Annotated in this window: 33 protein-coding genes and 1 pseudogene; 30 read left to right on the top strand and 4 right to left on the bottom strand. The window is 44.7% G+C overall.

The window, feature by feature from the left end; all coding sequences use genetic code 11:
- The first annotated feature begins 160 nt into the window (after positions 1 to 160).
- From P3L57_RS11850 to P3L57_RS11830, 5 genes and pseudogenes are all read left to right on the top strand, one after another.
- On the top strand, positions 161 to 631 hold the full coding sequence (locus P3L57_RS11850) for a GNAT family N-acetyltransferase (RefSeq protein WP_044154753.1): 471 nt from the start codon (positions 161 to 163) through the stop codon (positions 629 to 631).
- A gap of 12 nt (positions 632 to 643) precedes the next feature.
- Positions 644 to 1,001: pseudogene (locus tag P3L57_RS11845) on the top strand (antibiotic biosynthesis monooxygenase family protein).
- The gene (locus tag P3L57_RS11840; protein WP_069487220.1) at positions 979 to 2,010 is read left to right on the top strand and encodes a bifunctional GNAT family N-acetyltransferase/GrpB family protein; all 1,032 of its coding nucleotides are present in this window, start codon (positions 979 to 981) and stop codon (positions 2,008 to 2,010) included. Before P3L57_RS11845 ends, P3L57_RS11840 begins: the two are co-directional and overlap by 23 nt.
- Positions 2,007 to 2,330 (top strand): iron-sulfur cluster biosynthesis family protein, encoded by a 324-nt coding sequence (locus P3L57_RS11835; protein ID WP_024121945.1) that lies wholly within the window; start codon positions 2,007 to 2,009, stop codon positions 2,328 to 2,330. The genes P3L57_RS11840 and P3L57_RS11835 overlap by 4 nt, the downstream gene beginning before the upstream one ends.
- 13 nt (positions 2,331 to 2,343) lie before the next feature.
- Entirely contained in the window at positions 2,344 to 2,583 is a 240-nt protein-coding gene (locus P3L57_RS11830) for a DUF2552 family protein (protein ID WP_044154756.1), read from the top strand.
- Positions 2,584 to 2,616: 33 nt separating this feature from the next.
- Here the strand turns inward: P3L57_RS11830 and P3L57_RS11825 are convergent, their stop codons facing one another.
- Entirely contained in the window at positions 2,617 to 3,522 is a 906-nt protein-coding gene (locus P3L57_RS11825) for an alpha/beta hydrolase (RefSeq protein WP_069487221.1), read from the bottom strand.
- Between the two features lie 171 nt (positions 3,523 to 3,693).
- On the opposite strand from P3L57_RS11825, the gene P3L57_RS11820 reads away from it, so the two are divergent.
- Positions 3,694 to 3,918, top strand: a complete 225-nt coding sequence (locus P3L57_RS11820; protein WP_044154759.1) for a YqkE family protein — start codon at positions 3,694 to 3,696, stop codon at positions 3,916 to 3,918.
- A gap of 28 nt (positions 3,919 to 3,946) precedes the next feature.
- On the opposite strand, the gene P3L57_RS11815 is transcribed toward P3L57_RS11820, so the two are convergent.
- Positions 3,947 to 4,867: an aldo/keto reductase gene (locus P3L57_RS11815; protein WP_069487222.1), complete on the bottom strand. Its 921-nt coding sequence runs from the start codon at positions 4,865 to 4,867 to the stop codon at positions 3,947 to 3,949.
- 63 nt (positions 4,868 to 4,930) lie between these two features.
- Positions 4,931 to 5,053, bottom strand: coding sequence for a Z-ring formation inhibitor MciZ (mciZ, locus tag P3L57_RS11810; protein ID WP_024121940.1), 123 nt, complete (start codon positions 5,051 to 5,053; stop codon positions 4,931 to 4,933).
- A 73-nt stretch (positions 5,054 to 5,126) separates the two neighbouring features.
- Here mciZ and nudF point away from each other — a divergent pair, with 73 nt between their 5' ends.
- Together nudF and P3L57_RS11800 are read left to right on the top strand one after the other, a co-directional pair.
- Complete coding sequence (gene nudF, locus P3L57_RS11805) at positions 5,127 to 5,678, top strand: ADP-ribose pyrophosphatase (protein WP_044154761.1); 552 nt, start codon at positions 5,127 to 5,129, stop codon at positions 5,676 to 5,678.
- A gap of 2 nt (positions 5,679 to 5,680) precedes the next feature.
- Positions 5,681 to 6,844, top strand: a complete 1,164-nt coding sequence (locus P3L57_RS11800; protein ID WP_069487223.1) for a TIGR00375 family protein — start codon at positions 5,681 to 5,683, stop codon at positions 6,842 to 6,844.
- Positions 6,845 to 6,851: 7 nt separating this feature from the next.
- Here P3L57_RS11800 and P3L57_RS11795 read toward each other — a convergent pair whose 3' ends face one another.
- Positions 6,852 to 7,202, bottom strand: coding sequence for a helix-turn-helix domain-containing protein (locus tag P3L57_RS11795; protein ID WP_024121939.1), 351 nt, complete (start codon positions 7,200 to 7,202; stop codon positions 6,852 to 6,854).
- Between the two features lie 182 nt (positions 7,203 to 7,384).
- Here P3L57_RS11795 and ansA point away from each other — a divergent pair, with 182 nt between their 5' ends.
- The 22 genes from ansA to spoVAF all read left to right on the top strand — a co-directional run bounded on the left by ansA (position 7,385) and on the right by spoVAF (position 25,851).
- Positions 7,385 to 8,374 carry an asparaginase gene (gene ansA / locus P3L57_RS11790; protein WP_024121938.1) on the top strand — a complete coding sequence of 330 codons (990 nt, stop codon included), beginning with the start codon at positions 7,385 to 7,387 and terminating at the stop codon, positions 8,372 to 8,374.
- A gap of 45 nt (positions 8,375 to 8,419) precedes the next feature.
- Positions 8,420 to 9,847 carry an aspartate ammonia-lyase gene (gene aspA / locus P3L57_RS11785; protein ID WP_024121937.1) on the top strand — a complete coding sequence of 476 codons (1,428 nt, stop codon included), beginning with the start codon at positions 8,420 to 8,422 and terminating at the stop codon, positions 9,845 to 9,847.
- A gap of 140 nt (positions 9,848 to 9,987) precedes the next feature.
- Positions 9,988 to 11,394, top strand: a complete 1,407-nt coding sequence (gene mleN / locus P3L57_RS11780) for a malate-H+/Na+-lactate antiporter MleN (protein ID WP_059293660.1) — start codon at positions 9,988 to 9,990, stop codon at positions 11,392 to 11,394.
- 15 nt (positions 11,395 to 11,409) lie between these two features.
- Entirely contained in the window at positions 11,410 to 12,732 is a 1,323-nt protein-coding gene (locus P3L57_RS11775; RefSeq protein ID WP_069487224.1) for an NAD-dependent malic enzyme, read from the top strand.
- 113 nt (positions 12,733 to 12,845) lie between these two features.
- A complete protein-coding gene (locus P3L57_RS11770; RefSeq protein ID WP_059293662.1) occupies positions 12,846 to 13,067 on the top strand; it encodes a hypothetical protein in 222 nt (73 codons plus the stop codon).
- Between the two features lie 97 nt (positions 13,068 to 13,164).
- Positions 13,165 to 13,809: a stage II sporulation protein M gene (spoIIM, locus tag P3L57_RS11765; protein WP_024121933.1), complete on the top strand. Its 645-nt coding sequence runs from the start codon at positions 13,165 to 13,167 to the stop codon at positions 13,807 to 13,809.
- Positions 13,810 to 13,921: 112 nt separating this feature from the next.
- Positions 13,922 to 14,371, top strand: coding sequence for a ferric iron uptake transcriptional regulator (fur, locus tag P3L57_RS11760; RefSeq protein WP_024121932.1), 450 nt, complete (start codon positions 13,922 to 13,924; stop codon positions 14,369 to 14,371).
- Positions 14,372 to 14,495: 124 nt separating this feature from the next.
- The gene (locus P3L57_RS11755; RefSeq protein ID WP_010334808.1) at positions 14,496 to 14,723 is read left to right on the top strand and encodes a YqzK family protein; all 228 of its coding nucleotides are present in this window, start codon (positions 14,496 to 14,498) and stop codon (positions 14,721 to 14,723) included.
- Between the two features lie 7 nt (positions 14,724 to 14,730).
- A complete protein-coding gene (gene xerD, locus P3L57_RS11750; protein ID WP_059293663.1) occupies positions 14,731 to 15,621 on the top strand; it encodes a site-specific tyrosine recombinase XerD in 891 nt (296 codons plus the stop codon).
- Positions 15,622 to 15,782: 161 nt separating this feature from the next.
- Positions 15,783 to 16,967, top strand: coding sequence for a phosphopentomutase (gene deoB, locus P3L57_RS11745; RefSeq protein ID WP_024121929.1), 1,185 nt, complete (start codon positions 15,783 to 15,785; stop codon positions 16,965 to 16,967).
- 12 nt (positions 16,968 to 16,979) lie between these two features.
- The gene (locus P3L57_RS11740) at positions 16,980 to 17,795 is read left to right on the top strand and encodes a purine nucleoside phosphorylase I, inosine and guanosine-specific (RefSeq protein WP_059352419.1); all 816 of its coding nucleotides are present in this window, start codon (positions 16,980 to 16,982) and stop codon (positions 17,793 to 17,795) included.
- 156 nt (positions 17,796 to 17,951) lie between these two features.
- Complete coding sequence (locus tag P3L57_RS11735; protein ID WP_059352420.1) at positions 17,952 to 19,121, top strand: D-alanyl-D-alanine carboxypeptidase family protein; 1,170 nt, start codon at positions 17,952 to 17,954, stop codon at positions 19,119 to 19,121.
- A gap of 95 nt (positions 19,122 to 19,216) precedes the next feature.
- On the top strand, positions 19,217 to 19,570 hold the full coding sequence (spoIIAA, locus tag P3L57_RS11730) for an anti-sigma F factor antagonist (protein ID WP_010334804.1): 354 nt from the start codon (positions 19,217 to 19,219) through the stop codon (positions 19,568 to 19,570).
- Positions 19,567 to 20,007: an anti-sigma F factor gene (gene spoIIAB, locus P3L57_RS11725; RefSeq protein ID WP_010334803.1), complete on the top strand. Its 441-nt coding sequence runs from the start codon at positions 19,567 to 19,569 to the stop codon at positions 20,005 to 20,007. Before spoIIAA ends, spoIIAB begins: the two co-directional genes overlap by 4 nt.
- Positions 20,008 to 20,018: 11 nt before the next feature.
- Complete coding sequence (gene sigF, locus P3L57_RS11720) at positions 20,019 to 20,786, top strand: RNA polymerase sporulation sigma factor SigF (protein ID WP_059352422.1); 768 nt, start codon at positions 20,019 to 20,021, stop codon at positions 20,784 to 20,786.
- 127 nt (positions 20,787 to 20,913) lie between these two features.
- The gene (gene spoVAA / locus P3L57_RS11715) at positions 20,914 to 21,534 is read left to right on the top strand and encodes a stage V sporulation protein SpoVAA (protein WP_044154790.1); all 621 of its coding nucleotides are present in this window, start codon (positions 20,914 to 20,916) and stop codon (positions 21,532 to 21,534) included.
- Positions 21,524 to 21,949 (top strand): stage V sporulation protein SpoVAB, encoded by a 426-nt coding sequence (gene spoVAB, locus P3L57_RS11710; RefSeq protein WP_024121923.1) that lies wholly within the window; start codon positions 21,524 to 21,526, stop codon positions 21,947 to 21,949. The genes spoVAA and spoVAB overlap by 11 nt, the downstream gene beginning before the upstream one ends.
- 12 nt (positions 21,950 to 21,961) lie before the next feature.
- Positions 21,962 to 22,414, top strand: a complete 453-nt coding sequence (gene spoVAC / locus P3L57_RS11705) for a stage V sporulation protein AC (RefSeq protein ID WP_024121922.1) — start codon at positions 21,962 to 21,964, stop codon at positions 22,412 to 22,414.
- A 12-nt stretch (positions 22,415 to 22,426) separates the two neighbouring features.
- Positions 22,427 to 23,443, top strand: a complete 1,017-nt coding sequence (gene spoVAD / locus P3L57_RS11700; protein WP_024121921.1) for a stage V sporulation protein AD — start codon at positions 22,427 to 22,429, stop codon at positions 23,441 to 23,443.
- Positions 23,444 to 23,794 carry a stage V sporulation protein AE gene (spoVAE, locus tag P3L57_RS11695; protein WP_003230467.1) on the top strand — a complete coding sequence of 117 codons (351 nt, stop codon included), beginning with the start codon at positions 23,444 to 23,446 and terminating at the stop codon, positions 23,792 to 23,794.
- Positions 23,795 to 23,801: 7 nt separating this feature from the next.
- Positions 23,802 to 24,419: a stage V sporulation protein SpoVABEA gene (gene spoVAEA / locus P3L57_RS11690; protein ID WP_069487225.1), complete on the top strand. Its 618-nt coding sequence runs from the start codon at positions 23,802 to 23,804 to the stop codon at positions 24,417 to 24,419.
- The gene (gene spoVAF / locus P3L57_RS11685) at positions 24,364 to 25,851 is read left to right on the top strand and encodes a spore germination protein SpoVAF (protein ID WP_069487226.1); all 1,488 of its coding nucleotides are present in this window, start codon (positions 24,364 to 24,366) and stop codon (positions 25,849 to 25,851) included. Before spoVAEA ends, spoVAF begins: the two co-directional genes overlap by 56 nt.
- Positions 25,852 to 25,916 lie beyond the last annotated feature (65 nt).

Raw genomic sequence — 25,916 nt, 5'->3', positions numbered from 1 at the left:
AACTAGATGTGAAAATAGCAAACATCGTTCCGTCAGCAGTCTGGAAACGTATGATACAGAAAAGAAGGCATTTACAATTCCAGTCAGGCAAAATATAATTTTTATATTGTGAGAAAAAAAGAGACATTCGTTTTGCCAGACGGAGGGAGATCAAATCGTAATGGATATTCGAACAATCACGTCTTCAGATTATGAAATGGTAACGTCTGTAATGAATGAATGGTGGGGCGGCAGGCAGCTGAAAGAAAAGCTCCCGCGATTATTTTTTGAACATTTTCAGGACACCAGCTTTATCACACATGAACATAACAGCATGACTGGATTTTTAATCGGATTTCAATCGCAATCAGATCCTGTAACGGCATACATCCATTTTTCCGGTGTGCATCCGGATTTCAGAAAAATGCAAATTGGAAAACAATTATACGATGTGTTTATTGAAGCAGTTAAGAAGAGGGGATGCACCCGGGTAAAGTGCGTGACGTCCCCGGTAAATAAGGTGTCAATCGCGTATCATACAAGACTGGGATTTGAAATTGAAAAAGGTAGCAAAACAGTGAATGGCATCTCAGTATTTGCAAATTACGATGGACCGGGCCAGGACAGGGTTCTTTTTGTGAAGTACATATGAGGAGGAACCGCTATGGATTTTTTATCAAAAACACCTGAGCCCCCTTATTATGCTGTTATCTTTTCTTCTGTCAAAAGTGAAAATGACGAAGCGTATGGAGAAACAGCAGAGCGGATGGTTTCGCTTGCGGCGAGCCAGCCCGGATTTTTAGGTGTGGAAAGCGTTCGCGGAGCGGATGGAACCGGCATCACAGTTTCCTATTGGGAGAGTATGGACGCAATCAATCATTGGAAGCATCACACCGAACACCAGGCAGCGAAAGAGAAAGGAAAAAGCGTATGGTATGAATCGTATGCGATCCGCATCACCAAAGTCGAGAAGCAGCGGCTGTTTTCAGGAGAAAACAAATGATTGCATTTCTTCAGCATAAGGAAGAGGCTGTATCGCGTGAGATTATTGACGTTCAAAAGCCAGCTTATGTAAAAGAAGCGGAGCTTATCGGTTTTGACGGAATCCCTGCTTTACACGAAAAAGCTGAGGATATCAGAGCCTCTCAGGAGCAATTTGCGGGATACCGGGAAGACGGGAAACTGCTCGGTGTCGTTTCATACGAGAAGTTTATGCATGAGCTGACAATTTGCAGGCTTGTTGTGCATCCCGACGGTTTCAGAAAAGGCATCGGACGAGCACTCGTGCAATTTGTTATTGATCAGAACGAAGACGCTGAGAAAATCGAGGTCGTAACAGCCGAGAAAAACAGCCCGGCAGTGTCGCTGTATACGCAGGCAGGGTTTGTAAAGACGAAAACCGTCAAAGCGTCAGAGGGGCTTTTTCTGTCAGTCTTTCATCTCTATCCGAAAAGAAAGGTTGAAGTCGTTCACTGCAATGAAGAATGGGCAAGGCTGTTCAGAGAGGAAAAAGATCGTCTGAAGCTTGTGCTCGGCCCGGAGATCATTGACGTGCATCATGTCGGAAGCACATCGATACCAAATATGGCGGCAAAGCCGGTCATTGATATCCTGATTGCAGTAAAGGATATCGCGGCCGTGAACCAATATGATTCGAAAATGGCGGAGCTCGGCTATATGCCGAAAGGAGAAAACGGCATGATTGGCAGACGCTATTTTCAAAAGGGCGGAAATAAGCGTACCCATCATGTCCATATCTATGAGGGAGGGCATCCTGCTATTGAACGGCATTTGGTGTTCAGAGATTATCTCACAGCTCATCCGGAAATAGCGAATGAATACGCCTCGCTCAAAAAACAGCTCGCGGCCCAGTATCCGGACAATATCAAGCCGTACATACAGGGAAAAAACGATTGGATCAAGGCTGCAGAAGAAAAAGCGAAGCGGTGGAAAAAAGGCAGAAACAATGCGAACGGACGCGTGGTGTGCTACAATAGCGAAAATGAAAAAAACGGGGGTTTCACCTTATGAACATTCATGTGACAGATGCAGCAAAACAGGCACTGCAGCAGGCGCTTGACGCCAACCCGGGAAAAAAGGCACAGCTCCGTTATGACGCTGAAGGATGCGGCTGCGCAGTAAGCGGTGTACCGACCATCTGGGTGACAGAGGAATTAGCGGGACAGTGTGAGCAGCTGGAAACGAACGGCATTCCGCTATATATCCAGTCGTCGCAAAAAGTGTTTTTTGACGATCAAATGACAATCGATTACAATGAAAAAGCCAAAACGCTGGCGCTGAAAAGTCCGGCTCAAATGCTCAGTCCAAGAATGAGCATATTAGTAAAGTAGGGAGACACGAAACGTGGAACAAAAGCTGAAGTCAATTAAGAATACAGCACAGAATAAAACGTGGGTATCCTTTCTGAACAAAAACCATCCCTACACCCTGCTGCACTGGTCAATCGGAGGAGCGCAATCCGTCGAGAAGGATGTTTGGCTTTTGCAGGATGAAATGACATTTGAAGCGCAGGAGTTTACTACGATAGACCTTGCGATTGAATGGATCAGTGAACATATGGATGGCATCACCGACGTTTTATGATGGAAAAGCGAAAGGCTAGGGGCCTTTCGCTTTTTACGTTATTTTGTCTAAAAAGGCTTGCGCGGTTTTTCGATACGTGTCCCGATTTTTTGTATACGACATGGCGTGTTCTCCAGCTTCAGCAATATAGAGTTCCTTTGGACCGGGCTTTTTTTTATAAAGCCGCTCTGTTGCAGAAACAGGAATATAATCATCGTGCCTGCTGTGAATAAAGAGAACCGGCTTTTCGATCGTATCGATGACGGCAAGCGGGGAGACATCGCGTGCGCGGTAGCCGTCCCTGAACCGCAAAAAGGAGTCGGCAATGGGAAGAATCGGCCAGGAAGGCAGCCGGTATTCCGCTTTCAGACGATACGCAAGCTGTTCCTCGAAGCTTGCAAACGGGCAATCGGCAATATAAAAATCAGCGCCATCGTCAGGATGTGCGCCTGCATACAACAGAGCAGTCACTGCTCCCATTGATTCACCATGAATTCCAACCAATCCGCGGTTACCGGTTTTTTCTTTCACCCATTTGACGACCTCGTGTAAATCATCCTTTTCATAAAAACCATAGCTTGTAGTCTTTCCGCCGCTTTGTCCGTGCCGGCGATGATCGTAAATCAGCACATTCCAGCCGAGATCAAGAAATAAATCCATATATTTGAGAGAATTTAATACATTCACGGTGACACCGTGGCAGATGATCATTGTATTTGATGTATCGTGCGGTGCAGCATAGTAGCCTTTTATATCATATCCGTAAGCCGATGGAATCACAAAAGCCGTTTTCTCCATGCGTTCAAACCATTCAAATACATCATGCCCGTCATCTGTTTCTCTTTTCATAATCTCTTCGTCGGTTTTTTTCTTTATAAACATAATGATATTTGTGAAGCAAATACCGATAGCAGCTACTGCTGCCAAGACAGCGCCGACGGCTAAAAGGAATCTTTTCAAAAGACACAGCACCTTTCAACTCTATTATGGATAATCTTCTAAAACCATTATACCTAAACGCTGCTGAGCCGGCAGAAAAATATGACAGCGTTTTTCAGAAGAGAGTCTGCTTGTTCAGCCTGAATCTCCATGATAAACTGGCTTCAAAACAAAAACACGGGGGAAGCGAGCATGAAAAAACAAAAATCCGCTGACAAACACCAATTAAAAGACGACCTTCAATCCGATATAAAAGAAAAGCTGATGCAGATGAAAAGCCAATTGAAGGAAGAGGATGAGAAGAAACAGGAAAGAAAGAAAGCGGAACAGATCAGAAAGAAAAAGGAGATCGAAAAAAACAAAAGCTTTGAACAGCTCCTCAATGAAAGCCAGCTCGATTGGCATCAATACAAATAAACCAGCACCCGGTCAGGTGCTGGTTTTCTTATGAACGGTGCGCTTCGTAAACGTCTTGTTCCGTATCAGATTGGAGCGCTTTGATTTCCTCTTCACTTAAACGCCGTGCGTTTGCAGCATGAACGTTTTCCCGTAACTGCTCAATCTTACTGGCGCCTGTAATCACTGAGGCGACAGCCGGCTGTGCTAACAGATACTGCAGCGACTTTTCTGTCATGGACAGATCTGGCGCGACATTCTCCATCGCTTTGCGGGCATTTGTCAGTTTCTCGAACGAATAGGATAAGTATCCGTTTTGTTTGATACTGTCAGCCGTTTGTTCAAGCGGTTTCTCAGTCAGCAGCCCTTTAGCGACCGGGCCCCTGGCAACGACACTGATCTGATGTTCCTCTAAAAGCGGGAGCCATTCCTCCGGCCGTCTGTCAAACAGGCTGAATTGCATCATAATGCTGACGATGTTTGACTTTTTCACATATTCTTTAATGACGTTCGGGCGAATAGAAGAAATCCCATAATAACGAATGACGCCTTCTTGTTTTAATTCTTCAAATGCTTCAATCGTTTCGTCAATGTTGTCTTCTATTGTGCCGCCGTGAAGCTGATACAGATCAATATAATCCGTTTTCAGCCGTGTCAAGCTCTTTTTCACAGCTTCTTTTATGTAAGCTTTTGAAGGGTCCCAATACCAGCCTTCACTTTCGTCACTCCAGCGGTTTCCCGCTTTCGTTGCCAAAATAATATCCTGGCGTCTGTTTTGAATCGCTTCGCCGACGATTTCTTCATTGCGGCCGCGGTCATACAAATCAGCTGTGTCGAGATAGTTGATGCCAAGCTCAATGGCTTCATCAAGGATCGACAGCGCTTTATTTTTTTCGGTTCCAAGGGACATACAGCCAAGTCCGACTTCGCTTATTTCTAAATCAGATGAACCTAGTTTGCGCTTTCTCATGTGCACACTCCTTTTTTTAGGCTTTGTAATGACCGTAATATAAAGGAGCGGAGTTTTCAACTTTTACGGCTCGGAAACCCAATCTTTCACATACCGGAATGTGCGCCCGTATTCCTTGAGCTTCGCCCGCACCTCCCACGCTTTCCCCACTAAAACGACGCCCTTTTGCATACGGTACACTTTCATAAAGAAGCCCCCTTTTCTCTAGTATGATAAAATGTATGGGGCATGATATAGAGACAGAACGGGAGATGAAGAAATGAAACACTTAGAAGAAAAAACAATTGCGAAAGAACAGATTTTTTCGGGTAAAGTTATTGATCTTTATGTAGAGGACGTCGAACTCCCAAACGGAAAAACGAGTAAACGCGAAATTGTAAAACACCCGGGTGCGGTAGCGGTGCTGGCTGTCACAGACGAAGGGAAAATCATAATGGTGAAACAATTCCGGAAGCCGCTGGAGCGGACGATCGTTGAAATACCGGCCGGAAAGCTGGAAAAAGGAGAAGAGCCGGAGTATACGGCGCTTCGAGAGCTGGAAGAAGAAACAGGATACACAGCGAAAAAGCTGACGAAAATCACAGCATTCTATACATCGCCCGGTTTTGCCGATGAAATTGTTCACGTTTTTCTTGCGGAAGAGCTGTCTGTGCTTGAAGAAAAACGGGAGCTTGATGAGGACGAGTTTGTTGAAGTGATGGAGGTGACGCTTGAAGACGCACTGAAGCTGGTTGAGTCGCGTGAGGTATACGACGCAAAGACAGCCTATGCGATTCAATATCTTCAGCTGAAAGAAGCGCTGCAAGCATAAAAATGAAAAAGATTTACGCGGATTTACACATTCATATTGGCCGGACCTATACAGGGAGGGCTGTCAAAATAACAGGTGCAAAAACCCTGACGCTGGACCGGATTTTGGTTGAGGCCAGTGAATATAAAGGGATTGAACTTCTCGGGATTATTGACTGCCATTCCCCGGAAGTCATAATAGAGCTTGAGGAAGGCATTGCTTCAGGCAGGTATCACGAGCTTGAGGGCGGCGGAATCCGTTATCGCAGCACAACTCTTTTATTGGGAAGCGAGCTGGAGATTTATGATGAAGCCTGCGGCGGGCCGATTCATGTGCTCGCTTTTATGCCGACACTCGCTGCTATGAAACAATTTTCAGCCTGGCTTTCAGCGCGGATGAAAAATATTCACTTAAGCTCGCAGCGGATATACGAAACAGGCTTGAACCTTCAAAAAAAAATAAAGGAAATGGGCGGATTGTTTATCCCCGCCCATATTTTCACGCCCCACAAAAGCTTGTACGGAAAAGGGGTTAAGTCAAGTTTAACTGAGGTTTTTGATCCTTCTATGATAGATGCGGTCGAGCTTGGTTTAAGCTGTGACACACCTATGGCTTCACGGGTATCCGAATTAAATAAATATTCATTTTTAACAAATTCTGATGCGCATTCCTTAGGGAAGATCGGCAGAGAATATAATGAACTATATGTGCAGTCAGCTGATTTTTCTGAGTTTGCTCTTGCATTAAAGGGGCAGGACAACAGGAAAATTACTGCAAATTACGGATTAGATCCGCTGTTGGGGAAGTATTATCAAACGGCTTGTGAAGTATGCGGGGAGCGTACAGTGAGCGGGGCAACGGCGTGCGCGGAATGCGGAAGTGCCAGATTGACAAAGGGTGTCAGCGAAAGACTGCGCGAACTGAGTGATCATTCTGGAAAAAGCATAACGCGTCCTAGATATGTCCATCAGATACCGCTGCAATTTGTTCCGGGTGTCGGACCGAAAACCTTGGACAAGCTGAAGACTGCCTTTGGCACAGAAATGGCTGTTCTCCATGAGACTTCAGAGGAGGATCTGGCGCGGGTTGTTCCGCCGAAAACCGCCGCTCTTATTGTGAAAGCGAGGTCAGGAAAGCTTGAACTGAAAGCCGGAGGAGGAGGAACCTACGGGAAAGTTAAGTCGTGAGTGAAAATTAACTCAATTCCTCCTGGACTTTTCTCTTTGTCCGGATAAAGGTGATCAGCTGTATAATTTCGTCTTCAGACAGCGGCTTGCCGTCAACAGCAATATCAATGTCAAGGCTGCTCCACGTGGTCAATTCAATGGTCTGAGGAGCAGTCTGCTTTTGCTTTGGGCGGCCTAAGAGGTCATCGCAGGTTGTGTCAAAAAGGTCTGCCAGCATTGCCAGCGCCTCAAGCGAAGGGCGGCGGTAGCCGGACTCGTATCCCGCGTACGTGCTTTTTGCGATGCCCAGGAGGTCAGCCGTATATTGAAGCGACCAATTTTTCTTTTTTCTCAATTCAGTTAAACGATCTAAATTCATGGACTTCCGCTCCTTTTTCAACTTGAGCTGATTATATCATATAGGTATTCGGAAGTGTACGCGAATTGAATAATAATGTCTTGCGTATTTTATTTTCCGTGTCTATAATTGCATTAAAAGTATGCGAAAAGCGAATGCCTTCTCGCAAACCCATCTTTAGATATAGTGAAGAGGTGTATGGTATGAAAAAATTATTGATGTTGACAACTGGGGGAACGATCGCTTCAGTTGAAGGGGAAAACGGACTTGCCCCGGGGGTGAAGGCTGACGAGTTGTTAAGTTACGTATCAAAACTTGATAACGATTACACGATGGAAACCCAATCGCTTATGAATATAGACAGCACCAATATGCAGCCTGAATACTGGGTGGAGATAGCGGAAGCCGTTAAGGAAAATTATGATGCCTATGACGGGTTTGTTATTACCCATGGTACAGATACAATGGCCTATACATCTGCCGCATTATCTTATATGCTGCAGCATGCTAAAAAGCCGATTGTGATTACAGGCTCGCAAATTCCGATTACCTTTCAAAAGACAGACGCCAAAAAAAATATTACAGATGCCATTCGCTTTGCCTGTGAAGGCGTAGGTGGGGTTTATGTTGTGTTTGACGGCAGAGTCATTCAAGGAACACGTGCGATCAAGTTAAGAACGAAAAGCTATGACGCGTTTGAAAGCATCAATTATCCATATATCGCTTTTATTACAGAAGACGGGATTGAATACAACAAACAAGTAACGGAACCTGAGAACGACTCCTTCACAGTTGACACGTCACTATGCACAGATGTTTGTCTGCTTAAGCTGCATCCGGGCTTAAAGCCGGAAATGCTGGACGCTCTGAAAAGCATGTACAAAGGAATTGTCATCGAAAGTTATGGCAGCGGAGGCGTTCCGTTTGAAGGCAGAGACATTTTGTCCAAGGTAAATGAGCTGATTGAAAGCGGCATCGTTGTCGTTATTACGACTCAATGCTTGGAAGAAGGCGAAGATATGAGTATTTACGAAGTCGGCCGCAGAGTCAATCAGGACTTGATTATCCGCTCTAGAAACATGAACACTGAAGCAATCGTTCCTAAATTAATGTGGGCACTCGGCCAATCCTCAGATCTGCCGGTCGTAAAAAGAATTATGGAAACACCGATTGCCGATGACGTTGTCCTGTAAAAAAGCTAAAACTATAACCATTATAGAGAAAGTAGGTTAAAGATTATGTTAAACGGCCAGAAAGAATACCGCGTGGAAAAAGATTTCCTTGGAGAAAAACAAATTGAAGCAGATGTCTATTACGGCATCCAAACGCTGCGTGCTTCAGAAAACTTTCCGATTACGGGATATAAAATCCATGAAGAAATGATTAACGCGCTGGCGATTGTGAAAAAAGCTGCCGCTCTTGCAAACATGGATGTAAAACGGCTGTATGAAGGAATTGGCCAAGCTATCGTACAAGCCGCTGACGAGATTCTGGAAGGGAAGTGGCATGACCAGTTTATCGTCGATCCGATTCAAGGCGGCGCTGGTACATCCATGAACATGAATGCGAACGAGGTCATCGGAAACCGCGCGCTTGAAATCATGGGTCATAAAAAGGGAGAATACATCCACTTAAGCCCTAACACACACGTTAATATGTCACAGTCAACAAACGATGTATTTCCGACAGCCATTCATATTTCCACACTGAATCTGCTGGAAAAACTGCTTAAGACGATGGAAGACATGCATGGTGTATTTAAACAAAAAGCGCAGGAATTTGATTCTGTCATTAAAATGGGACGGACTCACCTTCAAGACGCTGTTCCGATTCGTCTCGGCCAGGAATTTGATGCATACAGCCGTGTTCTTGAGCGTGATATTAAACGCATTAAACAATCCCGGCAGCACCTGTATGAAGTCAACATGGGCGCTACTGCAGTCGGCACTGGCCTGAACGCCGATCCGGAATATATCAAACAAGTCGTTAAACACCTTGCTGATATTAGCGGACTGCCTCTTGTCGGCGCTGACCATCTTGTTGATGCAACGCAAAATACAGACGCTTACACAGAAGTTTCTGCATCATTAAAAGTCTGCATGATGAACATGTCGAAGATCGCAAACGACCTTCGTTTAATGGCATCGGGACCCCGCGCCGGACTTGCGGAGATTTCTCTGCCTGCCCGCCAGCCGGGATCTTCCATCATGCCGGGTAAAGTCAATCCGGTTATGGCGGAGCTCATTAACCAAATTGCGTTCCAGGTGATTGGAAACGATAATACCATCTGCCTAGCTTCAGAAGCAGGTCAGCTTGAGTTAAACGTTATGGAGCCAGTGCTCGTCTTTAATCTGCTGCAATCAATCAGCATTATGAACAATGGTTTCCGTTCCTTCACTGACTATTGCTTAAAAGGCATCGAAGCTAATGAAAAACGCTTGAAACAATACGTAGAAAAAAGCGCTGGCGTTATTACCGCTGTGAATCCGCATCTTGGTTATGAAGCGGCTGCCCGAATCGCCAGGGAAGCGATTATGACAGGCCAGTCCGTCCGTGATCTTTGCCTTCAGCATGATGTGCTGACAGAAGAAGAATTGGATATCATTTTAAATCCATACGAGATGACAAAGCCAGGGATTGCTGGAAAAGAGCTATTAGAAAAATAAAATTTAAACAAAATGCAGCTTATTCACCTCTGAATAGCCGGTGAATAAGCTGTTTACAAGCATAGGGATGAGGAAGTATAGTATACGTGTTGCACTATTTATTGAAAGCGTTTTAGCTTTTTCATTAAGGGGGACTTCTTTTGAAGGATGTAAGATTGCCAACACTATTTGAAATTATTATCGTACTAGGAGCATTTTTAGCACTTGTTCTGTCGTTTACAGTCTTTTTAGACTTGCCAATACAGCTAGCGCTTTTTGTTTCTTGGTTTATTGCAATGATTCTCGGAATCAGACTGGGTTATTCATATAAAGATCTGCAAAACGCGATTGTTCATGGGATATCTAATGGTCTTGAAGCTGTTCTGATTCTCGTTTCAGTCGGAGCGCTCATTGGAACATGGATTGCCGGAGGCGTCGTGCCAACCTTGATTTATTATGGATTAGAATTTATTCATCCTAGTATCTTTTTACTCGCAACGTTAATTATTTGTTCTATTATGTCTGTGGCGACAGGAACATCATGGGGAACAGTAGGAACAGCCGGCATTGCCATGATCGCAATTGGTGAAGGCCTCGGAATCCCGCTTCCTCTTGTAGCTGGAGCCATTCTTTCCGGAGCTTACTTCGGGGACAAGCTGTCTCCTCTGTCTGACAGCACAGTCCTGGCTTCTTCATTATCAAAAGTAGATGTATTGGCTCACGTCAGAGCGATGCTTTATTTATCAATACCAGCATATGTGATTACGGCTATTCTCTTTACAGCTGTTGGATTTATGTACGGCGGGAAAAATATTGATCTCGACAAAGTTGAATTTTTGAAATCTTCATTGCAGAATACATTTGACATTCATATTTGGATGCTGATTCCGGCTGTTGTCGTGATCGTCTTATTAGCGATGAAAAAGCCGTCTATGCCGGTTATCGTAATTGGTGCATTGCTTGGCGCTGTCTGGGCTGCTGTTTTCCAAGGCATGAATTTCGCCGATGCAATTGCAACTGCGTACAACGGCTTCTCTATTAAAACAGATGTTGAATTTTTAAACGGTCTCTTAAACCGCGGAGGCATCGTAGGCATGCTCGGTTCTCTCGTCGTGATTATCTTTGGTCTCGGTTTTGGCGGGTTGCTCGAGAAGCTAGGTGTGTTAAAAGTCATTGTTTCATTGTTTGAAAAGAAATTGACATCAGCGGGCAATGTGACATTATCTACGCTGATTGTAGCATTTTTGGCGAACATCTTCGGGTGTGCTATGTATGTATCTCTTATTTTGACACCGAAGATTATGGAAGACAGCTATGACCGTTTGCATCTGGACAGAAGAGTTCTATCCCGTAATTCAGAGGTCGGGGGAACTTTGACTTCAGGTATGGTCCCTTGGTCTGATAACGGCATTTACATGGCCGGGATTTTAGGAGTTTCTACCTTCTCTTATTTGCCGTTTATGTGGCTCAGTTTTGTCGCAATAGGTCTTGCCATTATCTATGGTTATACAGGAAAATGTATATGGTATACGAAAAACGATACAGCTCAAGCTGAAAAACTAGGCTAAGGGGAGGATCACTGAATGATAGCGAAACACATGATTCGGACACTGATGATAGAAACGCCTTCGGTTCCCGGAAATCTCGGAAGAGTGGCTACAGCAATCGGCCTTCTGGGCGGAGACATTGGTGATGTGGAGACGGTAAAAGTCGGACCCAATTACACGATGCGCAATATTACTGTACAAGTGGAAAATGAAGAACAGCTTCAGGAAGTGATCATGGCTGTTCAGGCTCTTGGCGAAGGGATCAGGCTTCACACGGTATCTGATGAAGTCCTGTCTGCCCATGAAGGCGGAAAAATCCAAATGAAAAGCAAAATGCCAATCCGTTCACTGGCAGAGCTTGGGCGCGTCTATACCCCAGGTGTAGCAGACGTCTGCAGACTGATCGAGAAAGAACCTCAGAAGGCTGATATCTATACAACAATCAGCAACTCGGTCGCAATTGTAACTGATGGAACAGCCATTCTCGGCCTTGGTAACATTGGCTCTGTTGCGGGAATGCCTGTTATGGAAGGAAAGGCAGCGCTGTTTGATCAGCTGGCAGGGATCAGCGGTATACCGATTTTGCTGGATACAAGTGATCCTGAAGAAATCATCAATACGGTAAAACATATTTCACCAGGATTTAACGGCATCCTGCTTGAGGATATCGGGTCACCGCATTGCTTCGAAATTGAAGATCGCCTAAAAGAGGAGCTCAGTATCCCAGTCATGCACGATGATCAGCATGGAACAGCTGTCGTCACGCTGGCAGCTGCCATTTCGGCATGTAAAAGCGCGGGCGTTGACTTGAAAGAAGCAAAAGTGGGACAGATCGGCCTCGGCGCAGCGGGCGTAGCCATATGCCGGATGTTTATGGCTTACGGCGTCAAAGCTGTATGCGGTACAGACAAATCAGAGGCGGCGATGAGTCGTCTTGAGCAATACGGCGGACAGACAGCCGCCAGCATCGAAGAATTAATGGAAACATGTGACATTGTCATTGCCACAACAGGAGTTCCTGGTTTAATTAAACCTGAATTCGTACGATCTGGTCAGGTCATATTGGCATTATCCAATCCGAAGCCGGAAATTGAGCCTGAGGATGCTTTGCAGGCCGGCGCAGCGTATGCGGCTGACGGGCGGTCTGTGAATAATGTGCTTGGCTTCCCGGGTATATTCAGAGGAGCACTGAATGCCAAAAGCAAGGAGATCAATCACGATATGCTTGTGGCGGCAGCAGAGGCCATTGCAGCCTGCACAAAGCCAGGCGACGTGGTTCCGCAGCCGCTGGATTCAAAGGTCCATCACGAAGTGACAGCTGCGGTTGAACGCGCAGCTCTTACAGCGGTCAAACATTAAAATGAAACCAGCACCTGGCACGACAGGTGCTGGTTTTTCTGACGGGTTCAAAACATTTTAATAACAAGTTCCATTTGCTATCATGAACCAAAATGAAACAGGGAGTGATCAGCATGGCAAAAAGCCGAGCGAAAAGAAAACGGGAGCATCTGCTTAGAAACAGCGGACGGGACGCCTTATTATCAAGAGGCAGTTCTCCATCCTTCAGCACCCATGAAAGAATGACAAAAAGCAAAAAAGACATATTGAATGAAAGAAAGCATAAACACAAAAATCCTTATGATCATAATGCATTTGATGATAGGGATTTTTTTATGCCCAAAACAGCCGCCTAGCAATCTCTATCGTTTCTTTTTGAAAAAGAGCATGTTTTTTCGTTTCTTTCATACAATCTATTAAATCAAATCAATAGAGCGGGCAGGAGGAAACGATATGCGGAAAATTTCTTATAAGGACATGTTTCTCGGGCATGTAAAGGATCATCTCTCTCTTTATATATTTGTGTCTGTCCTGTTTTTCATGGGTGTGATTTTTGGCGCTATTATTGTGAACAGCATGACGATCAGCCAGAAAGAAGATTTATATTATTATTTAAGCCAATTTTTCGGACAGCTATCAGACGGAAAACAGGCCAGCTCATCTGATATGTTTTGGCAAAGCATTTTTCATAATGTAAAGTATTTAGGGCTGATGTGGATTTTAGGCATTTCTGTGATTGGTATGCCGATCATTTTTATTATGATTTTTCTAAAAGGAATTGTCGTCGGATTTACTGTGGGATTTCTCGTCAACCAGATGGGAATCAGCGGTTTTTTCTTATCCTTTGTCTCGGTTTTGCCGCAAAATGTGCTGCTTATTCCGGCTTACCTCATTATGGGCACGTGTGCAATTGCATTTTCTTTAAAGCTGATCAGGCAGCTGTTCGTCAAACGAAGTCTGCATGATGCGCCGATCCAGTGGTTCGGGCGGTATGCTGTTGTTCTCCTGATCATTTTATTTTTAGCGCTGATCTCGTCTCTCTTTGAAGCATACATGTCGCCTGTTTTGATGGAAAAGCTGACATCGCGACTTTTTTAAAAACATTATTAAAAGAAAATCATTTTATTTATCAGTTTATAATAATTATAGTTGGAACTCCGCGCTTATTTTGTTATAATGAGTCATGGAATGCGGCGTAGGAGGGAAAGACATGGAAAACCGTATTGATCGAATTAAGAAACAGCTGCACTCGTCCAGCTACAAACTTACGCCTCAGCGTGAAGCGACAGTAAGAGTGCTGCTTGAAAACGAAGAAGACCATTTAAGCGCAGAAGATGTATACCTCCTCGTAAAAGAGAAATCTCCTGAGATCGGTCTCGCAACAGTATACCGTACGCTTGAATTACTAACTGAATTAAAAGTCGTTGATAAAATTAACTTTGGAGACGGCGTGTCCCGTTACGATCTTCGTAAGGAGGGGGCAGCTCACTTTCATCACCACTTGGTGTGCATGGAGTGCGGAGCCGTTGATGAAATTGAAGAAGATTTGCTTGAAGACGTAGAAGAAGTCATTGAACGTGATTGGAAATTTAAGATCAAAGATCATAGATTGACGTTTCACGGCATTTGCCATCGCTGTAACGGAAAAGAAACTGAATAGACGATGCCGGGCTCGAACCTTTTCTCTTGGGGAAAGGGTTTTTTGCTGTTTCGACGTATAAATCCTTTCTGATTTGGCATATGGTTTAAATAACTGGAACCATAGAGAAAGGATCGATTGGGACATGGGAAGATTCCTGAAAACGGCTGTTGATACATTGAAGGTTTTTATTCTGTTCACAGGTTTTACCGCTCTCTTCTATTATGCTATGATATGGGTAAATCAAGAGTATGAAAACTATCATCGGTACGATAAACCTGAAGGCTCCGCCGTAAAAGTTGTTGAAATGGATGCGGAAGAAAAAGGCGGATGGTTTGACCGGTTAATCTTTTTTTACCAAAATGGGGAGTAGATCTAGAGTGAAAGATCAAATAAAGGATTTCATCCACTACGTCATGGTAGAGAGAGGGCTTTCTCAAAATACGGTGGTCTCCTATGAGCGTGACTTGAAAAGCTATTCTCTTTATTTAACAGAAACCCTTCATATCAACAATTGGAACGATGTGACCCGTATACAAATTATCCAATATTTGAAGCACTTGAAGGACTCGGGGAAATCCGGAAAGACATCAGCGCGGCATTTGGCATCGATTCGCTCTTTTCATCAATTTCTGCTTAGGGAAAAGGTGACGGACAAAGACCCTTCCGTACATATCGAAACACAAAAAACAGAACGGACGCTTCCGAAGGTGCTGGCGCTGAACGAGGTTGAGCGGCTGTTGGACACGCCTAAGCTTACGAGTCCTTTTGGCTATCGGGATAAAGCGATGCTGGAGCTGCTCTATGCCACAGGTATCCGAGTCAGTGAAATGATTGAATTGAAAACGACAGATGTCCATTTGTCAATGGGGTTTGTCCGCTGTTTCGGAAAAGGGAGGAAAGAGCGGATTGTGCCGATCGGTGAAACCGCTGCCTCTGCTATTGAAGAATATATGATGAAAGCCAGGGGGAAACTGCTGAAGAACAAAGTGTCTGACGCACTCTTTTTAAATCATCACGGCAAGCAGATCTCACGCCAGGGGTTTTGGAAAAATCTGAAGAAAATTGCGCTCGAAGCCGGAATCAAAAAAGAGCTCACCCCGCATACACTCAGGCATTCCTTTGCAACGCATCTGCTTGAAAACGGGGCTGATTTAAGAGCGGTGCAGGAAATGCTCGGCCATGCGGATATATCTACGACGCAAATCTATACGCATGTGACGAAAACAAGGCTGAAGGATGTGTACAAGCAGTACCATCCGCGTGCCTAGCCGCAGCAGGCTGCGGCTTTTTTCTTTAGGCCAGACAGAAAATAATGAAGTTTCTCATTATTTTCAAATGCATTGTCAACGGGAATGAAAACGGTTTATACTTGAGTTGTCAGACCTCTAGGCGATACAATAGACGTATAGAAAAAAAGGAGGCTTTTATGATGCCTGCATACAAATATAATCGCGTGTTTTTAATCGTAATGGATTCAGTCGGAATTGGCGAAGCGCCTGATGCCGCCGACTTTAATGACGTAGGCGCCAATACGCTCGGGCATATTGCCGAGCACATGAACGGATTACATATGCCGAATATGGCAAAACTCGGCCTTGGCCTTATTGGTGATATCAAGGGCGTTGAAAAAACAGAACAGCCGCTCGCGTACTTTGGAAAAATGCAAGAAGCGTCAAACGGCAAAGATACAATGACAGGCCATTGGGAGATCATGGGCTTATACATTGATAAACCGTTTAAAGTGTTCCCTGAGGGTTTTCCTGATGAACTGCTTCAGGAGCTTGAGAAAAGATCGGGCCGCAAAATTATCGGAAACAAGCCGGCTTCTGGCACAGCTATTTTGGATGAACTCGGCAAAGAGCATATGGAGACAGGTGCTTTAATTGTGTACACTTCAGCTGACTCTGTTCTGCAAATTGCCGCTCACGAAGAAGTTGTTCCGCTTGAAGAACTGTACCGCATTTGTGAAACGGCGAGAGAGCTGACGCTTGATCCGAAATATATGGTAGGCCGTATTATCGCACGGCCGTTCGTCGGCGAGCCGGGACATTTCAAACGGACGCCAAACCGCCACGACTATGCGCTTAAGCCGTTTGACCGCACTGTGATGAATGAATTGAAAGACAGCGGCTTAGATGTCATTTCAATCGGAAAAATTTCTGATATTTATGATGGAGAAGGAATTACGTCTTCCCGCAGAACGGTATCCAATATGGACGGAATGGACAAGGTGGTTGACACGCTCGGAGAAGACTTTACGGGTCTGAGCTTTGCAAACCTTGTTGATTTTGACGCCTTATACGGCCATCGCCGTGATCCGGAAGGTTACGGACGCGCGCTTGAAGAATTTGATGCTCGTCTTCCGGAAGTATTCGAACAAATGAAAGAAGATGATCTGTTAATCATTACAGCCGATCACGGCAATGATCCGATTCATCACGGAACAGACCATACACGTGAGTATGTGCCGATTCTTGCATACAGCAAAAAACATGAGAAAGCGCAAATGCTGCCGCTCGCAGATACATTTGCCGATATCGGCGCAACCATCGCCGATAACTTCCAAACAAAAAAACCGAAATACGGTAAAAGCTTTTTATCTTTATTACAATAGGGGGACTGTTTCTTGAAAGACAGAATCGAACGCGCAGCCGCTTTTATTCAACAAAACTTGCCTGAATCACCAAAGATCGGCCTTATTTTAGGCTCAGGTCTTGGTATTTTGGCTGATGAAATCGAAAATCCTGTTAAGCTGAAATATGAGGATATCCCGGAATTCCCAGTATCAACGGTTGAGGGACACGCCGGACAGCTTGTGCTTGGCACACTTGAGGGAGTTACCGTCATCGCCATGCAGGGCCGCTTTCATTTCTATGAAGGCTATTCAATGGAAAAAGTCACTTTTCCTGTTCGCGTCATGAAAGCGCTCGGAGTCGAGGCTTTGATCGTGACAAATGCGGCAGGGGGCGTAAACACTGAATTCCGTGCGGGAGACTTAATGATCATTACAGATCACATTAACTTTATGGGGACAAACCCATTAATCGGGCCAAACGAAGCAGATTTCGGCGCCAGATTTCCTGATATGTCTTCAGCCTATGATAAAGATCTTTCCAACCTGGCTGAAAAAATGGCGAAAGACCTTAACATTCCAATTCAAAAAGGTGTGTATACTGCTGTGACAGGTCCTTCCTATGAAACACCGGCGGAAGTGCGCTTTTTAAGAACAATGGGTTCTGATGCAGTCGGCATGTCTACCGTACCGGAAGTGATTGTGGCAAACCATGCGGGTCTCCGCGTACTCGGCATTTCCTGTATTTCGAACGCAGCAGCCGGAATTTTGGATCAGCCTTTATCTCACGATGAGGTCATGGAAGTGACAGAAAAGGTGAAAGCCGGATTCTTGCAGCTTGTGAAAGCGGTAGTTGCTAAGTACGAATAAATATGGAATTCAGAAAAAATAAGAAGACAGCTGTTTCTAATCGAAACAGCTGTCTTTTTTATGTCGAAAAAGTCCCGAAACATTTTCCAACAGTGGTGTATAAAACCATTCAGCTTGGAAAAAATAAAAAGGATTATGAAATGGAGGGCTTTTGAGATGAAACGTCTTTTATCCACTTTGTTGATTGGTATGATGCTGCTTACATTTGCACCGTCCGCATTTGCAAAACAAGACGGAAAACATACATCGGAGCTTGCTCATGAGGCCAAGTCTGCGGTGCTGATTGAACGTGATACTGGAAAAGTGCTTTACAACAAGAACAGCCGTGAGAGACTGGCGCCTGCAAGCATGACAAAAATCATGACGATGCTTTTAATCATGGAAGCCTTAGATGAAGGAAAAATCAAGATGAGTGATAAGGTCCGTACGAGCGAACATGCTGCTTCAATGGGCGGATCACAGATTTTCCTTGAGCCCGGGGAGGAAATGACAGTTACAGAAATGCTGAAGGGCATTGCGATTGCATCAGGAAATGACGCGTCCGTAGCGATGGCTGAATTTATTTCTGGCTCCGAGGATGAATTTGTGAAAAAAATGAACAAAAAAGCGAAAGAGCTGGAATTAAAAGATACATCCTTTAAAAACCCGACCGGCTTGACTGAGGAAGGGCATTACAGCTCGGCTTATGACATGGCAATTATGGCTAAGGAATTATTGAAATATGAATCAATCACCAAGTTTACAGGTACGTATGAGGATTATTTACGTGAAAACACAGATAAAAAGTTTTGGTTAGTGAATACAAATAGGCTTATCAAATTTTATCCCGGTGTAGACGGCGTCAAAACAGGCTATACAGGAGAAGCGAAATACTGCCTGACCGCTTCGGCTAAAAAAGGGAACATGCGGGCGATTGCTGTTGTGTTCGGGGCAAGCACACCTAAGGAAAGAAATGCGCAAGTCACAAAGATGCTTGATTATGCTTTCAGCCAATATGAGACACATCCTTTGTACAAACGAAATGAAACGGTAGCAAAAGCAAAGGTCAAAAAAGGCAAACAAAAATTGATAGAACTCACCACTTCTGAGCCGATTTCTGTATTGACGAAAAAAGGCGAGGATATGAAACATGTGAAAAAAGAAATTAAAATGAACAACAATGTAAGCGCTCCGGTTCAAAAGGGCCAAGAGCTTGGTACGCTGGTGTTGAAAAAGGACGGAAAAGTGCTTGCTGAAAGTCCTGTCGTCGCCAAAGATGATATGGAAAAAGCCGGATATTTAACGTTTTTAAAGAGGGCAATGGGAGATTGGACAAAATTTAAGTAATTATGCCGAATGATCACTAGTTTTGTCACGGTGAAGGAATTCATTCCTGCGAAATCGAAACACTCATTATCCGATCATATCAAGGAGGAATGAGCATGAGCCTTGGAATTGACATGCATGTCAAAGAATCAGTGCTTTGTATTCGATTAACAGGCGAACTCGATCACCATACGGCTGAAACGCTGAAACAAAAAGTAACGGAATCATTGGAAAAGGATGATATTCGTCATATCGTGCTGAATCTGGAGGACCTTTCCTTTATGGACAGCTCGGGTCTTGGCGTTATTTTAGGCAGATACAAACAAATTAAGCAAATTGGCGGGGAAATGGTCGTTTGCGCCATCTCTCCGGCAGTGAAACGGCTGTTTGATATGTCTGGCCTGTTTAAAATTATTCGTTTTGAACAATCTGAGCAGCAGGCACTGCTCACGCTGGGGGTGGCATCATGAAAAATGAAATGCACCTTGAATTTTCCGCTCTCAGCCAAAATGAATCGTTTGCGCGTGTGACAGTTGCTTCATTTATTGCACAGCTTGACCCGACCATGGATGAACTCACCGAGATCAAAACCGTGGTGTCAGAAGCGGTGACGAATGCCATCATCCATGGTTATGAAGAAAATGGCGACGGAAAAGTATATATTTCGGTGACGCTGGAAGATCATGTCGTATATATGACCATCCGTGATGAAGGGCTCGGCATTACAGACCTGGAAGAAGCCCGACAGCCTTTATTCACAACAAAGCCTGAGCTGGAGCGTTCTGGAATGGGCTTTACCATTATGGAAAATTTCATGGATGATGTCAGTATCGATTCATCACCCGAAATGGGGACGACGATTCGCTTAACAAAGCACTTATCAAAAAGCAAAGCGCTTTGTAATTAAGGAGATTTGTTATGGATGTGGAGGTTAAGAAAAACGGTAAGAACGCTCAGCTGAAGGACCATGAAGTAAAAGAATTAATCAAACAGAGCCAAGATGGCGACCAGCAGGCAAGAGACCTCCTCATAGAAAAAAACATGCGTCTTGTTTGGTCTGTCGTACAGCGGTTTTTAAACAGAGGATATGAGCCTGATGACCTCTTTCAGATTGGCTGCATCGGGCTGTTAAAATCTGTTGATAAATTTGATTTAACCTATGATGTGCGCTTCTCGACATATGCAGTGCCGATGATTATCGGCGAAATCCAGCGTTTTATCCGTGATGACGGAACTGTCAAGGTGTCAAGATCATTAAAAGAGCTTGGCAACAAAATCCGCCGAGCGAAAGATGAACTTTCAAAAACACTGGGCAGGGTGCCGACCGTACAGGAAATCGCCGAACATTTGGAGATTGAAGCTGAAGATGTCGTGCTAGCACAAGAGGCAGTAAGAGCTCCGTCTTCGATTCATGAGACAGTTTATGAAAATGATGGGGATCCGATTACCCTGCTTGACCAAATCGCCGATAACTCAGAAGAGAAATGGTTTGAAAAAATTGCGCTGAAAGAAGCCATAAGCGATTTAGAAGAAAGGGAAAAATTAATCGTCTATCTTCGGTATTATAAAGATCAGACGCAGTCAGAAGTTGCTGAGCGGCTGGGGATATCTCAGGTGCAGGTATCCAGGCTTGAAAAGAAAATATTAAAACAGATCAAGGTTCAAATGGATCATACGGAAAGCTAGTCTGTCACTGCAGGCTGGCTTTTTGTTTTGCAAAAGCGTGGTAATTTATGGTCTTTTCCAGCGGATGAATGAGAACAAAATCGAACCACATACTACATATATAACCACCGAAAGATGGTGATCAATGATGGAACGACGACTATTTATCAGGCTTCGCCACCGCGTTTTGGCACATCCGGGGGATATCATAACGGTCGGGGATGCCGCGCAAATAGAAGGGCAGCATCAGCTGAAAAAGAAACTGTCGGCTATGCCGCTGTATCAGGTGAGCGAAAAAGATAAAAATATCGTAATTCTGGATATCATAAAAGTGCTCAAAGCCATTTATCAGCAGGATCCCACACTTGATGTTCAAACTGTGGGCGGAGCTGAAACTATTGTTGAAATTCAGTATCAGAAACGGCACATATCAACCGTTCTTTTTATTGGTGTCTGGCTGCTGCTGTTTATCGGATCGTGCCTCGCCATCATGAATTTCCATGAGGATGTCAGCATGGGAGATGTTCATATTGCGCTATATGAAATCATAACCGGAGAGCGGAATGACTATCCATATTTACTTCAAATCCCTTACAGCATCGGTTTGGGACTGGGGATGATCGTGTTTTTTAACCACATTTTTAAAAAGCGCCTTAATGAAGAGCCCAGCCCGCTGGAGGTTGAAATGTTTAACTATCAGCTTGATCTCGATCAATATGTGGCCATGCATGAAAATGAAGAAACAATAAAGGACCTGCATGATCGTTAGTGTATTGTTCATCATTTTTGTCGGGCTCGGCGGAGGCATCACAGTCGGGGCAGGTTTCGTGGCTTTTTTAACCGTGATGGGAATCATTCCGCGTCTGATGCAGCTCACCAAAACGATGAGATTTGTTCAAGCTTATGAAGCGGCTGTTATTCTCGGTGCGGTTTGCGGGGGCTGGGAAACACTGCATATGCACCATCTCTTTTTATCAAAGTGGATTGCCGTGCCGGTCGGGCTGTTGGCCGGAGTATTTGTCGGGATGCTTGCAGCCGCGCTGACAGAAGTGTTAAATGTCCTGCCGATCTTGGCTAAACGAATCGGCCTCAGAAGTAAAATCATTATTCTATTAATGGCCATTGTCATTGGAAAAATCGCGGGATCTTTATTTCATTGGCTGTATTTTATTCATCATTCATAAGGAGGTTTTAATATGACAAACATAAAAGAAAACTACAAATCAAAAGTAAAAACATATCAGCCAAAGCCGCCTTACGTATGGAACTGTGTAAAAGCCTTTCTTGTAGGCGGTTTGATCTGCATGATCGGGCAAGGTCTGCAGAATTTTTATATCCATTTTTTTGATTTTAACGAAAAAACAGCAGGAAACCCTACGGCGGCAACGCTGATCCTATTGTCAGCGTTGCTCACCGGATTCGGCATTTATGACAGAATCGGTCAGTTTGCAGGCGCAGGATCAGCTGTACCTGTCACCGGCTTTGCCAACAGTATGGCAAGCGCGGCTCTTGAGTATAAAAGCGAAGGTTTAGTATTGGGAGTAGCGACAAACATGTTTAAACTGGCGGGAAACGTCATCGTATTCGGTGTTGTGGCTGCTTACATCGTCGGAATGATTCGGTTTGCTTTTGAGAAACTGATGTCATAGGAGGAGAAAGAAATGAAATTAACAGGAAAGCAAACCTGGGTGTTTGAGCATCCCTTATTTGTCAATGCAGCGGGAACAGCAGTAGGGCCTAAGGAAAAAGACGGTCCGCTCGGGTCTTTATATGATAAAACCTATGACGACATGCACTGTAATCAAAAAAGCTGGGAAATGGCTGAAAGGCAGCTAATGGAGGATGCCATCAATACCGTGCTGCAAAAAAACAATTTGAAAAAAGATGATATTGATCTTTTGCTTGCAGGCGATCTGTTGAATCAAAATGTCACAGCCAACTATGTGGCAAGGCATCTGAAAATCCCGTTTCTTTGCATGTTTGGCGCATGCTCAACATCAATGGAAACAGTTGCTGTTGCATCTGCCCTAGTCGACGGCGGATTTGCAAATCGGGCGATTGCTGCTACAAGCAGTCACAATGCCACAGCCGAAAGACAGTTCCGCTATCCGACGGAATACGGCGGACAAAAACCGGATACTGCGACATCTACTGTAACTGGGAGCGGTGCGGTTGTTATCAGTCAAACACCGAGTGATATTCAAATTACAAGTGCAACTATAGGGAAGGTGGCTGACTTAGGAATTACCGACCCGTTTGATATGGGATCAGCCATGGCTCCTGCTGCTGCTGATACCATTAAACAGCACTTTCAAGACATGAACCGCACAGCGGACGACTACGATCTGATCCTGACGGGAGACCTTTCCGGCGTCGGATCTCCTATTGTCAAAGATATCTTGAAAGAAGAGGGATATCCGGTCGGCACAAAACATGATGATTGCGGGCTTCTGATTTACACTCCGGATCAGCAGGTGTTTGCCGGAGGAAGCGGCTGCGCTTGTTCCGCGGTTGTAACCTACTCACATATTTTCAAGCAGCTGAAAGAAGGAAAATTAAACCGTGTTTTCGTAGTAGCAACCGGGGCGCTGTTAAGCCCGACCATGATCCAGCAAAAACAAACCATTCCGACCATCGCACACGGGGTTGTATTTGAACGTGCAGGAGGTGCATCTTAAGTGGACTATCTTTTGGCTTTTGTTTGCGGAGGCGCTATTTGTATTGTCGGGCAGCTGCTGCTGGACATATTTAAATTGACGCCTGCCCACGTCATGACATCCTTTGTCGTTATCGGGGCGATTTTAGACGGTTTTGGCATTTACGATAAATTTATTGAGTTTGCTGGAGGAGGCGCCACGGTTCCGATTGTCAGCTTTGGCCACAGCCTTCTGCACGGTGCCATGCATCAGGCGCATATACACGGATTTATCGGAATCGGTATGGGGATATTCGAGCTGACATCTGCCGGTATCTCAGCCGCCATTCTATTCGCCTTTATCGTCGCTGTTATTTTTAAACCGAAAGGATAATGCCGAGATGACGACAAAACGCAAGGTCATACTGGTAACTGACGGAGATGTGTATGCCGCTAAAACAATTGAATACGCCGCAAGAAGAGCTGGAGGGAGATGTATTTCTCAATCAAAAGGCAATCCCTCCACCCGCAGCGGCGCCGAGCTTGTCAGGCTGATTACATCAGCACCGTATGACCCTGTATTTGTCATGTTTGACGACTCCGGCCTTCAAGGAGAGGGACCGGGAGAAACCGCTCTGACCTATGTGGCCACTCATCCGGCAATTGAAGTGCTCGGTGTGATTGCGGTAGCGTCGAAAACCCATCAGGCTGAATGGACCAGGGTTGACGTAAGTATTGACCGCAATGGAGAGATAACAGAATACGGCGTGGATAAAATCGGAGAGAGGGAATTCGATGAACACAGAATGAACGGGGATACGGTCTATTGCCTGGATAAACTTGATCTGCCGCTTATCGTTGGTATCGGGGATATCGGCAAAATGGGCAGGAAAGACGATATATCGAAAGGGTCGCCAATCACCATGAAAGCGGTCGAGTTTATTTTAGAAAGGAGCGGGTATCATGCCGGACAAACAGGAAGAGAAAATACGGGTTTATCGGAATCCAGACAAAAATGAAGCTTATTTTAAAAATCGCGTCGGAATGGGAATCAGCTATGATGTAGGTGTTCGCAAGCTTACCATTTTAGACAGAGAAGTTCAGCTGTACTATTTGAATGGATTATGTGACACTGCCTTTATCATTCACTTAATGAGAGAGCTAGTTGCCATTAACAACCGGACAGGAAAAGAGGACCCTGAAGAACTGGTCGATATCGTTGAAAACAGGCTGCTCAACGCCCAGGTCGAAAAAGTAAAAACGCTGGATGAAACCACCGACCAGGTGCTGTCCGGGTTAGTCGCAGTTATTGTCGAAGATGCAGGATTTGCTTTTATCATTGATGTCAGAAGCTATCCGGGAAGAAATCCGGAAGAACCGGATACGGAAAAGGTGGTCAGAGGCGCCAGAGACGGATTTGTTGAAAATATCGTCGTCAATACCGCACTTCTCAGAAGACGGATTAGGGACGAACGCCTTCGCGTCAAGATGACAAAGGTCGGCGAGCGTTCAAAAACGGATCTGAGCATTTGTTATATCGAAGACATTGCAGACCCGGATCTGGTTGACATCGTGGAAAAAGAAATTGCTGCCATTGATGTCGACGGATTAACAATGGCAGACAAAACAGTCGAAGAGTTTATTATCAAACAAAGCTACAACCCGTTTCCGCTCGTCCGTTATACAGAAAGGCCCGATGTGGCGGCCAATCACGTACTTGAAGGCCATGTCGTGATTATGGTTGATACATCGCCAAGTGTAATCATAACGCCGACAACCTTATTCCATCATGTTCAGCATGCTGAAGAATACAGACAGGCTCCTTCTGTGGGAACCTTTTTAAGATGGGTACGATTTTTCGGCATTCTTGCTTCTACTTTATTTCTCCCCATCTGGTTTCTCTTTGTTCTTCAACCGGAACTGCTGCCAGAGAATCTAAAATTTATCGGGTTAAATAAAGATATGCACATCCCGATCATTCTGCAGATTTTCTTAGCTGATTTAGGAATTGAGTTTCTCAGAATGGCGGCTATTCACACACCGACCGCTTTATCTACCGCAATGGGATTAATTGCCGCGGTTCTAATCGGGCAAATTGCCATTGATGTAGGGCTGTTCTCTCCTGAGGTCATACTGTATGTCTCGCTTGCCGCTATTGGAACCTTTACGACGCCAAGCTATGAATTAAGCCTGGCAAATAAAATGGCCCGTCTTACACTTATGATATTAGTAGCGCTCTTTCATGTAAAAGGGCTCGTTATAGGATTTACGGTGCTTATTATTGCCATGGCCAGCATAAAATCCCTTCAAACCCCATACTTATGGCCGCTCATTCCGTTTAACGGAAAGGCGCTATGGCAGGTGTTGATTCGCACGGCGAAACCTGGTGCGAAAGTAAGACCAAGCATTGTTCACCCAAGAAATCGCTTAAGACAGCCTACCAATTCATAATCGCATTGAAACTGACTGAAGAGTATGATAATGTATGTCTTAATTATGAAAGGACAGTCCATAAA

Source organism: Bacillus sp. B28 (genome assembly GCF_029536185.1).
Classification (GTDB): Bacteria; Bacillota; Bacilli; order Bacillales; family Bacillaceae; genus Bacillus; species Bacillus halotolerans.
This window is presented reverse-complemented; position numbering and strand designations above follow the sequence as displayed.

What these genes read in the sequence shown, in the direction of transcription:
- P3L57_RS11735 (WP_059352420.1), top strand. Translation starts at nt 17,952, where the DNA reads ATGAAACGTCTTTTATCCACTTTGTTGATTGGTATGATGCTGCTTACA.
- P3L57_RS11815 (WP_069487222.1), bottom strand. Translation starts at nt 4,867, where the DNA reads ATGAGAAAGCGCAAACTAGGTTCATCTGATTTAGAAATAAGCGAAGTC.
- P3L57_RS11770 (WP_059293662.1), top strand. Translation starts at nt 12,846, where the DNA reads ATGGCAAAAAGCCGAGCGAAAAGAAAACGGGAGCATCTGCTTAGAAAC.
- P3L57_RS11835 (WP_024121945.1), top strand. Translation starts at nt 2,007, where the DNA reads ATGAACATTCATGTGACAGATGCAGCAAAACAGGCACTGCAGCAGGCG.
- spoVAC (WP_024121922.1), top strand. Translation starts at nt 21,962, where the DNA reads ATGACAAACATAAAAGAAAACTACAAATCAAAAGTAAAAACATATCAG.
- spoVAF (WP_069487226.1), top strand. Translation starts at nt 24,364, where the DNA reads ATGCCGGACAAACAGGAAGAGAAAATACGGGTTTATCGGAATCCAGAC.
- P3L57_RS11795 (WP_024121939.1), bottom strand. Translation starts at nt 7,202, where the DNA reads ATGAATTTAGATCGTTTAACTGAATTGAGAAAAAAGAAAAATTGGTCG.
- fur (WP_024121932.1), top strand. Translation starts at nt 13,922, where the DNA reads ATGGAAAACCGTATTGATCGAATTAAGAAACAGCTGCACTCGTCCAGC.
- spoVAEA (WP_069487225.1), top strand. Translation starts at nt 23,802, where the DNA reads ATGACGACAAAACGCAAGGTCATACTGGTAACTGACGGAGATGTGTAT.
- spoVAD (WP_024121921.1), top strand. Translation starts at nt 22,427, where the DNA reads ATGAAATTAACAGGAAAGCAAACCTGGGTGTTTGAGCATCCCTTATTT.
- P3L57_RS11775 (WP_069487224.1), top strand. Translation starts at nt 11,410, where the DNA reads ATGATAGCGAAACACATGATTCGGACACTGATGATAGAAACGCCTTCG.
- aspA (WP_024121937.1), top strand. Translation starts at nt 8,420, where the DNA reads ATGTTAAACGGCCAGAAAGAATACCGCGTGGAAAAAGATTTCCTTGGA.
- spoIIM (WP_024121933.1), top strand. Translation starts at nt 13,165, where the DNA reads ATGCGGAAAATTTCTTATAAGGACATGTTTCTCGGGCATGTAAAGGAT.
- spoIIAA (WP_010334804.1), top strand. Translation starts at nt 19,217, where the DNA reads ATGAGCCTTGGAATTGACATGCATGTCAAAGAATCAGTGCTTTGTATT.
- nudF (WP_044154761.1), top strand. Translation starts at nt 5,127, where the DNA reads ATGAAACACTTAGAAGAAAAAACAATTGCGAAAGAACAGATTTTTTCG.
- P3L57_RS11850 (WP_044154753.1), top strand. Translation starts at nt 161, where the DNA reads ATGGATATTCGAACAATCACGTCTTCAGATTATGAAATGGTAACGTCT.
- sigF (WP_059352422.1), top strand. Translation starts at nt 20,019, where the DNA reads ATGGATGTGGAGGTTAAGAAAAACGGTAAGAACGCTCAGCTGAAGGAC.
- mciZ (WP_024121940.1), bottom strand. Translation starts at nt 5,053, where the DNA reads ATGAAAGTGTACCGTATGCAAAAGGGCGTCGTTTTAGTGGGGAAAGCG.
- spoIIAB (WP_010334803.1), top strand. Translation starts at nt 19,567, where the DNA reads ATGAAAAATGAAATGCACCTTGAATTTTCCGCTCTCAGCCAAAATGAA.
- P3L57_RS11820 (WP_044154759.1), top strand. Translation starts at nt 3,694, where the DNA reads ATGAAAAAACAAAAATCCGCTGACAAACACCAATTAAAAGACGACCTT.
- deoB (WP_024121929.1), top strand. Translation starts at nt 15,783, where the DNA reads ATGCCTGCATACAAATATAATCGCGTGTTTTTAATCGTAATGGATTCA.
- P3L57_RS11840 (WP_069487220.1), top strand. Translation starts at nt 979, where the DNA reads ATGATTGCATTTCTTCAGCATAAGGAAGAGGCTGTATCGCGTGAGATT.
- spoVAB (WP_024121923.1), top strand. Translation starts at nt 21,524, where the DNA reads ATGATCGTTAGTGTATTGTTCATCATTTTTGTCGGGCTCGGCGGAGGC.
- P3L57_RS11755 (WP_010334808.1), top strand. Translation starts at nt 14,496, where the DNA reads ATGGGAAGATTCCTGAAAACGGCTGTTGATACATTGAAGGTTTTTATT.
- ansA (WP_024121938.1), top strand. Translation starts at nt 7,385, where the DNA reads ATGAAAAAATTATTGATGTTGACAACTGGGGGAACGATCGCTTCAGTT.
- spoVAA (WP_044154790.1), top strand. Translation starts at nt 20,914, where the DNA reads ATGGAACGACGACTATTTATCAGGCTTCGCCACCGCGTTTTGGCACAT.
- P3L57_RS11800 (WP_069487223.1), top strand. Translation starts at nt 5,681, where the DNA reads ATGAAAAAGATTTACGCGGATTTACACATTCATATTGGCCGGACCTAT.